The organism is Neglectibacter sp. X4 (genome assembly GCF_009917365.1).
In the GTDB taxonomy this organism is placed as follows: domain Bacteria; phylum Bacillota; class Clostridia; order Oscillospirales; family Acutalibacteraceae; genus Acutalibacter.
In genome coordinates, this window is the sequence record NZ_QWLE01000311.1 from 1 (window position 1) to 262 (window position 262).

1 protein-coding gene is annotated in these 262 nt (G+C 51.1%); it reads right to left on the reverse strand.

Features of this window, described 5'->3' with window-relative positions; genetic code table 11:
* Positions 1-262, reverse strand: a 262-nt coding sequence (locus tag D1841_RS18315; RefSeq protein WP_305801099.1) for a potassium transporter TrkG, incomplete at both ends; no start/stop codon positions are given.

Genomic DNA, 262 nt, shown 5'->3' on the forward strand with positions numbered 1-262 from the left:
GCAGTCGCCTCTGGAACAAAGATAGATCTCTGCTGCGAAAAATTTGGGAAACGATAGAGAGCAGAACAACAGTGAATGTGGTAACTTTGATACCGCCGCCAGTGGAGCCAGGACCGGCGCCGATAACCATAAGACACATGGTCAGGACTCTGCCCGCCGGCGAAAAATCACTGTAGTCAGAAATCGCAAAGCCTGCTGTTCTCGGGGTAACCGACAAAAATAGAGCGTTCATCCATTTTTCTGCGAGGGAAAGGGAGCGCAG